Raw genomic sequence first — 8,251 nt, 5'->3', positions numbered from 1 at the left:
CTTTGTGGGAGCGGCCTTGTGTCGCGATTGGGCTGCGCAGCAGCCCCAGCAATGTGTGCATCTGCGCTGAAATTTTGGGGCTGCTGCGCAGCCCAATCGCGACACAAGGCCGCTCCCACATAGGCTATTTTCCTGTGCTGGCCAATACCCGTTGCCAGTCCGGTTCGTTCAAGCGCCCCAGGATGCGTGCCTTGCCATTGCCATCCACCGATACGAACAGGGCGCTGGCATAGTTGCTTTGACGTTCGCCGCCAGCAACGTGCTGCTGGCGGGCAAAGTGGTCGATGCAGCCGTTGTGAGTCACCAGCACCAGGTTGTGGCCCGCGCGTTTGTGTGCAAGCGCTTCGTTGGCGAACTGGCTGTCGCAGCTTTCCAGCCAGTCTTCGCTGGCCACCGCCTGGCCGAGGATGAAGTGCGCGGTTTGCCGGGTGCGCAGTTTTGGGCTGGTGAGCAAGTCGGCGTTGTTCAGGCCCAGCCGGTGCAGCCCCTGGCCAACGCGGGCAGCGGCCTGGCTACCGCTGAGGGTGATACCCGTGGGGTCGTCCAGGCAAGGGCCGGGGGCGCTGTCGCAGCGTTCAGCGTGGCGGATCATCACGATCACCGCACCTTCGGCCCAGTCCTGCAGCAGGCCGCTGTCACTCAGTTGTTGCTCGTTGCCAAGGTCCACGATATGCGTCCTCGTCGCCAGCCAGGTGGTCAACGCCGCCACGACCATGCACAGGCCCAGGGCGGCTCCGAGGGCTTTGCGGGTCAGGCGTCGCTTGCGCCGGGCGTGAATGGCAGAGTGCCCCAGGGTATTGCTCGATTGCATGCGTGGCTCCGTTGGCAGTACCGCAGTTGGCGCGGTGGTGGATGGCGGCATCCTGCCAAGCGGCCTGTTGGGGGCCGGTGAAGGGCGTGTGAAAATTGCATTTGGCGGCTGCCGGCTGGGTGAAACCCGCGCCCGCGCCTACGCTGTAAACTGCAAGGCGGTAAACTGGAGCAGGCCCGATGACCCCCATCCTCGAACTGGAAAGCGCACGGTTGGTGCTGCGCCAATGGCATGACGATGACTTGCGCGAGTTCGCCGCACTGTGCGCCGACCCACAGGTGATGCGCTACTTTCCGGCGCCGCTGACGCGCGTTGAGGCGGCTGCGTTGATCGGCCGCGTGCGCGGGCATTTCAATGAGTACGGTTTTGGTTTGTGGGCCCTGGAACGCAAGGACAGTGGCGCGTTCATCGGCATGACCGGGTTGCTCAATGTCAACTTCGACGCGCCTTTTGCCCCGGCGGTGGAGATCGGCTGGCGTCTGGCACGCCGTCACTGGGGCCTGGGCTTTGCCAGCGAAGCGGCGTGGACCTGCCTGCGTTGTGCCTTTGCCCAATTGCGCCTGGAGGAGGTCGTTTCGTTCACCAGCGAATGCAACCTGCCGTCGCAGAAGGTGATGCAAGCCATCGGCATGCAGCAGGACCCGCAAGGCAGCTTCGAGCACCCCCGCCTGCCCATCGGCCACCCGCTGCGCCCGCATGTGCTGTACCGGATCGATCGCGCACACTGGGAGCGCACCCTGCGCGCCTGAATGCACAGCCATGCCCGGTGCGAATGACAAACGCTGTATCATTTGCCTACTTGGAAGGCGCTTGCCCGTAACACGTTCAGCGCCTGTGAAATCGAGCGCCGCTCGGGCGGCGCATCGCGAGCTAGGCTCGCTCCTACGGAGATCCCCCGATGAGTCATGTGTTGGACGACCTGGTCGACCTGTTGAGCCTCGAATCCATCGAGGAGAACCTGTTCCGTGGACGTAGCCAGGACCTGGGCTTCCGCCAGCTTTACGGTGGGCAGGTGCTGGGCCAGTCGTTGTCGGCTGCCAGTCAGACAGTCGAGGACGCGCGCCATGTGCATTCGTTGCACGGCTACTTCCTGCGCCCGGGCGATGCCAGCCTTCCAGTGGTGTACTCGGTAGACCGCGTGCGCGATGGCGGCAGCTTCAGTACACGGCGGGTGACGGCGATCCAGAAGGGCCAGACCATCTTCACCTGCAGTGCATCGTTCCAGTACGACGAGGAAGGCTTCGAGCACCAGGCGCAGATGCCTGACGTGGTCGGCCCGGAAAACCTGCCTACCGAAGTCGAACTGGCCCGTGCCATGGCCGACCAGTTGCCCGAGCGCATTCGCGACAAGGTGCTGTGCGCCAAGCCGATCGAGATCCGCCCGGTCACCGAGCGCGACCCGTTCAACCCCAAGCCGGGCGACCCGGTGAAGTACGCCTGGTTCCGCGCCGACGGCAACCTGCCTGACGTGCCTGCCCTGCACAAGTACATGCTGGCCTACGCCTCGGACTTCGGCCTGCTGACCACGGCGTTGCTGCCCCATGGCAAATCGGTGTGGCAGCGCGACATGCAGATCGCCAGCCTCGACCATTCGCTGTGGTTTCACGGCAACCTGCGCGCCGACCAGTGGCTACTGTACGCCACCGATAGCCCCTGGGCCGGCAATTCCCGTGGCTTCTGCCGCGGCAGCATTTTCAACCAGGCCGGGCAGCTGGTGGCATCGTCGAGCCAGGAAGGCCTGATTCGCCATCGCAAGGACTGGGCATGAGCCTGGGCGAGGTGCGCAACTGGGTGTTCGACATGGACGGCACCCTGACCGTGGCCGTGCACGACTTCGCCGCCATTCGGGTGGCGCTGGACATCCCGGCCGAACACGACATCCTTACCCACCTGGCGGCCTTGCCGGCGGCAGAAGCGGCGGCCAAGCATGCCTGGTTGCTGGAACACGAAAGGGACCTGGCAACGGCTTCCACGGCGGCCACCGGGGCGGTGGAACTGGTGCGCGAGTTGGCCGAGCGCGGGTGCCGGCTGGGTATTCTGACCCGCAATGCGCGTGAGCTGGCGCATGTAACGCTGGAGGCCATCGGCCTGGCGGACTGCTTCCCGGTGGAACACATTCTCGGGCGTGACGAGGCTGCGCCCAAGCCGAGCCCGGATGGGCTGCTGAAGATTGCCAGCGCCTGGGGCGTGACACCGAGCGAACTGGTGATGGTGGGGGATTACCGCTTTGACCTGGACTGCGGGCGGGCGGCGGGGGCGCGCACGGTGCTGGTGAACCTGCCGGACAATCCCTGGCCGGAACTGGTGGATTGGCATGCAGCGGATTGCCGGGCGTTGAAGGTGATGCTGGGCTGACGCTTGTGTTGGCAATGCGGGCCTCTTCGCGGGCATGCCCACAGGTATTGCGCAAGTCTCGGGTCCTTTGGTGCCCCTGTGGGAGCGGGCGTGCCCGCGAAAGGGCCGGATCTGTCTATGCTCAACCCCATTCTTTGCTCTGATACGGAGACCCACCCATGAGCAGCAAGGCCATCTACGTACAACCCGGCGGCGGCTACGACAAGGTCGAGGTCGGCACCTGCGAGGCCCAGGCCCCCCAGGCCGGCGAGATTACCGTGCGCCTGCACGCCAGTTCCCTCAACTACCACGATTTCGCCGTGGTCAGCGGCATGTGGGGCCCAAGCGAGCGACGCATCCCCATGGCCGATGGCGCCGGCGAGGTGGTTGCGGTGGGGCCTGGCGTCACTGAGTTCCAGGTCGGCGACAATGTGGTCAGCACCTTCTTCCCCGACTGGCTCGATGGCCAGGCCAATGTCGAGGGCTTCGCCAGGGTGCCCGGCGACGGCATCGATGGCTACGCCCGTGAGCAGGTGACTGCCCGCGCCACCGCCTTCACCCTGGCACCCCAGGGTTTCAGCCATGCCGAGGCTGCCACCCTGACCACCGCCGGCCTTACCGCCTGGCGCGCGCTGATGAGCGATGATCACCTCAAGCCCGGCGACACGGTGCTGGTGCAGGGTACCGGCGGTGTGTCGATTTTCGCCCTGCAGTTCGCCAAGCTGGCGGGCGCGACCGTGATCGCCACCTCGTCCAGCGATGCCAAGCTGGAGCGCCTGAAGGCCTTGGGTGCCGACCACCTGATCAACTACAAGAGCACCCCGGCCTGGGGTGAGAAAGTGCGCGAGCTGACTGGCAACCGTGGTGTCGATCATGTGATTGAAGTGGGCGGCCCGGCCACGCTGGAGCAGTCGATGATTGCCGCGCGCATTGGCGGGCATGTTTCGCTGATCGGCATCCTTACCGGGGTGGCCGGGCAGTTGCCGCTGGTGCAGGCGCTGGTGCGGCAGATTCGGCTGCAAGGGGTGCTGGTTGGCAGCCGAGCGCAGCAGCAGGCGATGGTGCGAGCGATCGATGCCAACGGCCTGCGGCCGGTGGTGGACAAGCATTTCGAACTGGAGCAGATCGTTGAGGCGTTCCGTTACCAGGAGAGCAACCGGCATTTCGGCAAGATCTGCCTGACCTGGTGAAGTGAGGGCAGGGTAGCTGGATGTAACGGCCACCCTGCACGCCAATATACTCGTCTTGCACTGCCTGACAGTCAGTCTGGCAGTAGCCGGTCGCGGCTGTTGGACAGGTGCAGGCATACCGCCGCCCGTGCCGCATCCGGGTCTTGTCGGCGGATGGCATTGAGGATTGCCTCATGCTCCAGGTTGGCCAGGTACGCTTGCCGCGCCAGCTTGGCCCCCGCGCGCTCGGCCAGGGCCATGCGGTTGCGCGGTATCAGGCCGTTACCCAGTTGCAGCAGCATCTCGGTGAAATACAGATTGCCGGTGGCCTCGGCAATCAGCAGGTGAAAGCGCCGGTCGGCTTCGATGCAGCTGTCGCCGGCAGCGGCCAGGTCCTGATAGTCATCCAGCGCCTGGCGCATGCGCGCCAGATGCCCCTCGTCACGACGCAGTGCGGCCAGCGCGGCAGCCTGGCCCTCAAGGCCAATACGCAGTTCCAGCAGATCGCGCACATTCGCCGCGCTCTCCGCCGCAACGCGCAGGCCGGCCTGGGCCTGGCGCTCCATCACGAACGTACCGATCCCGTGGCGCGGCTCCACCAGCCCAGAGGCCTGCAGCTTCGACAAGGCTTCGCGAACCACCGTGCGGCTGACCCCGTGCTCGCGCACCAAGGTGTTTTCCGAAGGCAGTTTGTCGCCTGGTTTGAAGGTGCCCAGCAGAATCTGCTGGGTCAGGCTGGAAACCAGGTCGTGGGCACGGCTATGGCCGCGTTTGCGCGCGTGTTCGGGTTCCATGTGTGATCCGCTTCTTGATTTACTTGTACGACAAGTTAATCGATAGAAATATTTTTTGCCGATTTTTCGCGCATCCAATTCAGCATGTAGTTGAGCTGTTTTTGCACGTTAGGATCAAATTGGCATTATGGCAGCTTGTATTTTGCTGTTTTGCCGACGTTTGTGATCTTGTCGTACAACCTCGCTGCGCATAAGCTCCTCCCCACTGCCATGTCAGACAACCCGACCCGCACAAAAACAATTAGTGGGAGATCCGCAAGTGAACGACACCCTCGCTCCGTCTGCCCGGCATGAAGGCGACGCGTTGGCCAGCGCCGTGGCCAAGGTCAAGCGCCACGTCCTGCCGCTTTTCGTCATCATGTTCATCGTCAACTACCTCGACCGCGTCAACATTGGCTTCGTCCGCCCGCACCTGGAAAGCGACCTGGGCATCAGCGCTGCGGCCTTTGGCTTTGGTGCCGGGCTGTTCTTCATCGGTTATGCGCTGTTCGAAGTCCCTTCGAACATGCTGCTGCAAAAGGTAGGTGCCCGGCTGTGGCTGACCCGTATCATGTTCACCTGGGGGCTGGTGGCCACGGCCATGGCCTTCGTGCAGAACGAAACCCAGTTCTACGTGTTGCGTTTTCTGCTCGGGGTGGCCGAAGCAGGCTTCTTTCCTGGCGTGATCTACTACTTCACCCGCTGGCTGCCGGCGGCAGAGCGCGGCAAGGCGATTGCCATCTTCCTCAGTGGCTCGGCGCTGGCTTCGTTGATTTCCGGGCCGCTGGCCGGGGCGTTGATGCAGATCCAGGGCCTGGGCCTGCATGGTTGGCAGTGGATGCTGTTCATCGAAGGCATGGCCTCAGTGGCGCTGTGCTTCTTCGTGTTCTTCTGGCTCGACTCCAAGCCGCAGGACGCCAAGTGGCTGAGCAAGGTCGAGCAGGACGCGCTGGTCGCCACCATCGACCGCGAGCAGCAAGCGCGTGAGGCCATCGGCGCTGTCAGGCCGTCAGCCTGGAGCCTGCTCAAGGACCGCCAGATCGTGCTGTTCTGCCTGATCTACTTCTGTATCCAGCTGACCATCTACGCTGCGACCTTCTGGCTGCCTAGCATCATCAAGCGTATGGGCGACCTCAGTGACATGCAGGTCGGCTTCTTCAACTCGATCCCTTGGTTGATCTCGATCCTGGCCATGTACGCCTTCGCCGCCGGTTCCGCTCGCTGGAAGTTCCAGCAGGCGTGGGTGGCGGGCGCCCTGCTGGTCGCTGCCACGGGCATGTTCATGTCCACCACGGGTGGGCCGGTGTTCGCCTTCGTCGCCGTGTGCTTCGCCGCGATCGGCTTCAAGTCAGCGTCGTCACTGTTCTGGCCAATCCCCCAGGGCTATCTGGACGCCCGCATCGCTGCGGCGGTGATTGCCCTGATCAACTCGGTCGGCAACCTCGGCGGCTTCGTTGCCCCCACCACCTTCGGCTTGCTGGAGCAGCAGACTGGCTCGATCCAGGGCGGGCTGTACGGCCTGGCGGTGACCTCGGTGCTGGCGGCGATTGCCATCTTCTTCGTACGCATTCGCCCCAAGGGCGTCCCTTCCGATGACCTCAAGGCCCCTTCGGCCCTGGGCCAGACCCACTGATGACTGCGAGACAACCCTCATGAATATGCAGACCCTTCACACCAGCACCCCGGTGGTCACCGACCTGCGCGTGGTCCCCGTGGCCGGCCATGACAGCATGCTGCTCAACCTCAGTGGCGCCCATGGCCCGTACTTCACCCGCAACGTGGTGGTGCTGCGCGACAGCGCCGGCAACACCGGCCTGGGCGAAGTGCCCGGCGGCGAGAAGATTCGCCAGACCCTGGAGGACGCCCGCAGCCTGGTGGTCGGCCAGCCGATCGGCCATTACCAGCGTGTGCTCAATGCCATGCGCCAGACCTTCGCCAACCGCGACTCGGCAGGCCGCGGCCTGCAGACCTTCGACCTGCGCATTACCGTACATGCGGTAACGGCCATCGAGTCGGCGTTGCTCGACCTGCTCGGCCAGCACCTGAATGTGCCGATGGCAGCATTGCTGGGCGAGGGCCAACAACGCGATGCGGTGAAGATGCTCGGCTATCTGTTCTACATCGGCGACCGTCAGCAGACCGACCTGGCCTACCGCAACGAAGCCGACAGCGATGACGACTGGTTCCGCCTGCGCCATGAAAAGGCCCTGACCCCGGAAGCAGTGGTGCGGCTGGCCGAGGCCGCCAAGGCGCGCTATGGCTTCAGCGACTTCAAGCTCAAGGGCGGCGTGCTGCGCGGTGAACAAGAGATGGAGGCCGTGACAGCGCTGGCCGAACGCTTCCCCGAAGCGCGCATCACGCTCGACCCCAATGGCGCGTGGTCGCTAAAGGAGGCCATCGCCCTGTGCCGCGACAAGCACGATGTACTGGCGTACGCCGAAGACCCGTGCGGCGCCGAGAATGGTTACTCGGGCCGCGAGGTGATGGCCGAATTCCGCCGCGCCACCGGCCTGCCTACCGCGACCAACATGATTGCCACCGACTGGCGACAGATGGGCCATGCCATTCAGTTGCAGTCGGTGGACATTCCGCTGGCCGACCCTCACTTCTGGACGTTGCAGGGTTCGGTACGGGTGGCGCAGATGTGCAACGACTGGGGGCTGACCTGGGGTTCTCATTCCAATAACCACTTCGACATTTCGCTGGCGATGTTCACCCAGGTGGCGGCTGCGGCGCCGGGTGAAATCACGGCGATCGACACCCACTGGATCTGGCAGGATGGCCAGCGCCTGACCCGTGAGCCGCTGCGCATTGTCGACGGGCATGTGCGAGTGCCGGCGCGACCGGGCCTGGGCGTGGAACTGGATGAAGACCAGTTGGCCAAGGCCCATGAGTGCTACCGCAACATGGGGCTGGGTGCGCGGGATGACAGCGTGGCGATGCAGTTTCTGATTCCGGGTTGGAGCTTCGATAACAAACGGCCCTGCCTGGTGCGTTGAGGCTGCGGGCCTCTTCGCGGGCAAGCCCGCTCCTACATCAACCGGTGGTGTCGCCCCGCACCGTCGTAGGAGCGGGTTCACCCGCGAATAGGCCAGACCTGCCGGCCAATCCCCCCAGTCATTCACCGCCGCAGCCCCCACCGCATCCACCAATCGGTACCGTCG

Annotated in this window: 8 protein-coding genes; 6 read left to right on the top strand and 2 right to left on the bottom strand. The window is 64.4% G+C overall.

Going from position 1 to position 8,251, the window contains the following annotated elements:
- Positions 1-124 precede the first annotated feature (124 nt).
- Positions 125-811 (bottom strand): histidine phosphatase family protein, encoded by a 687-nt coding sequence (locus N5D53_RS13125; protein ID WP_266022683.1) that lies wholly within the window; start codon positions 809-811, stop codon positions 125-127.
- 179 nt (positions 812-990) lie between these two features.
- Between N5D53_RS13125 and N5D53_RS13120 the strand changes: the two genes are divergently transcribed.
- The 4 genes from N5D53_RS13120 (at position 991) to N5D53_RS13105 (ending at position 4,335) form a co-directional block, all read left to right on the top strand.
- Complete coding sequence (locus N5D53_RS13120; protein ID WP_020191021.1) at positions 991-1,560, top strand: GNAT family N-acetyltransferase; 570 nt, start codon at positions 991-993, stop codon at positions 1,558-1,560.
- Between the two features lie 149 nt (positions 1,561-1,709).
- A complete protein-coding gene (gene tesB, locus N5D53_RS13115; protein WP_014859384.1) occupies positions 1,710-2,579 on the top strand; it encodes an acyl-CoA thioesterase II in 870 nt (289 codons plus the stop codon).
- Positions 2,576-3,166, top strand: coding sequence for an HAD family hydrolase (locus N5D53_RS13110; protein ID WP_021784364.1), 591 nt, complete (start codon positions 2,576-2,578; stop codon positions 3,164-3,166). The genes tesB and N5D53_RS13110 overlap by 4 nt, the downstream gene beginning before the upstream one ends.
- Positions 3,167-3,324: 158 nt before the next feature.
- Positions 3,325-4,335 carry an NAD(P)-dependent alcohol dehydrogenase gene (locus N5D53_RS13105; protein WP_064491234.1) on the top strand — a complete coding sequence of 337 codons (1,011 nt, stop codon included), beginning with the start codon at positions 3,325-3,327 and terminating at the stop codon, positions 4,333-4,335.
- A gap of 71 nt (positions 4,336-4,406) precedes the next feature.
- Here the strand turns inward: N5D53_RS13105 and N5D53_RS13100 are convergent, their stop codons facing one another.
- Positions 4,407-5,108: a FadR/GntR family transcriptional regulator gene (locus tag N5D53_RS13100; RefSeq protein ID WP_047603370.1), complete on the bottom strand. Its 702-nt coding sequence runs from the start codon at positions 5,106-5,108 to the stop codon at positions 4,407-4,409.
- 259 nt (positions 5,109-5,367) lie between these two features.
- On the opposite strand from N5D53_RS13100, the gene N5D53_RS13095 reads away from it, so the two are divergent.
- Both N5D53_RS13095 and gudD read left to right on the top strand, forming a co-directional pair.
- Positions 5,368-6,720, top strand: a complete 1,353-nt coding sequence (locus tag N5D53_RS13095) for an MFS transporter (protein ID WP_104962599.1) — start codon at positions 5,368-5,370, stop codon at positions 6,718-6,720.
- A 19-nt stretch (positions 6,721-6,739) separates the two neighbouring features.
- A complete protein-coding gene (gudD, locus tag N5D53_RS13090) occupies positions 6,740-8,086 on the top strand; it encodes a glucarate dehydratase (RefSeq protein ID WP_279840420.1) in 1,347 nt (448 codons plus the stop codon).
- The last annotated feature ends 165 nt before the right edge of the window (positions 8,087-8,251 follow it).

The sequence above is a fragment of the Pseudomonas sp. GD03862 genome, from assembly GCF_029840855.1.
Taxonomy (GTDB): domain Bacteria; phylum Pseudomonadota; class Gammaproteobacteria; order Pseudomonadales; family Pseudomonadaceae; genus Aquipseudomonas; species Aquipseudomonas alloputida.
The sequence above is the reverse complement of the archived record's forward strand: the minus strand, read 5'-3'. Positions and strand labels throughout refer to the sequence as shown.